The organism is Halorubrum sp. C191 (assembly GCF_002727095.1).
Taxonomy (GTDB): Archaea; Halobacteriota; Halobacteria; order Halobacteriales; family Haloferacaceae; genus Halorubrum; species Halorubrum ezzemoulense.
The window spans coordinates 1-1004 of record NZ_NHNZ01000209.1; the positions used below are offsets into that span (position 1 = coordinate 1).

Annotated in this window: 2 pseudogenes; both read right to left on the reverse strand. The window is 54.9% G+C overall.

Going from position 1 to position 1004, the window contains the following annotated elements:
* Positions 1-214 precede the first annotated feature (214 nt).
* Positions 215-589: pseudogene (locus tag Z052_RS18310) on the reverse strand (hypothetical protein); the annotation flags it as partial.
* Positions 590-738: 149 nt separating this feature from the next.
* Positions 739-1004: pseudogene (locus Z052_RS18315) on the reverse strand (hypothetical protein); the annotation flags it as partial.

The window sequence follows — 1004 nt, forward strand, 5'->3', positions numbered from 1 at the left end:
CGTTAGTCGGCTCAGATAATGAGACAGAGACACTTGGAGACTGCGAGTCGGTCATACCAAGTCATAGGCATATTCTACATATAAAAACCCGACTTGAGCAGGGTTCAGATACACCAACTGGTCAGTTGCCGTGACCGGTCTATCGTCTCTCAACGAGTACAATAGAACAGTCCTCCCGCAGTCTCGGCTGTGACAGTATCCGCCCAGACGCCGGCTACCCACCAATTAAACGAGTGTGATAAGATGTCCCGGAGTCAAAGCTAGTGAGCTCGGTAATACGCTGCTCCAGTTCTTCGATTTCAGCTTGGAGCTCGGTTGTGTCTTCGTCGGCACCAGCCAACTGGTCTTTGAGCCCTTGGAGACGGCTTTCTTTCATCTCGTCGTCGACGTCTGCCTTCCGTACATACTCGCTTTCGTCGATCTCGTACACGTCGGACTCAGAGAGTGACATCACTTCCAGCGCATCGTCAAGTTTGCTCGTGTCGACACTCAGCACGCGCTCGGGGTCGATCCCTTCCGCCTCCAATAGCTCAAGGACTTCTTCGTCATCTTTGAGTGTTCGATTCCGACGGACCGCTCTTCCGTAGGAAATTGTTGATACAGTCACGGTATTTTCACGAGTAGCCTCAACCACCGATCTGAACGTCTCTCTAAGCCGAATAGAGTTCACCCGGGACAGACCAAAATCGCAAGACAGCAAGCCATCAATAATGTCCTACACAAGAGCGTTCGAGTGAGCTACCGTCCACTACTGTGGTCGTCGCCTTCGAGCGCGTCCCGAAGCCCGTCCGGGAGTAGGGAAAACGGCTTTTCCGCGTGAAAGGCGATGTTCTCGTAGGCCTGCTTGACGTGTTTTCGCTTCGGGTCTGCACACTCCTCGGCGAGCGTGTCCAGTTCGTCCATCATGGACCGGAGTTCGTCCTCGGCTTCAAGCATCTCGGCGGTCAGCGCCAGTTCCTTGGTCGCCTTGGCGGCCGCGCGTAGCACGCGGCCGTCGTCGTCGC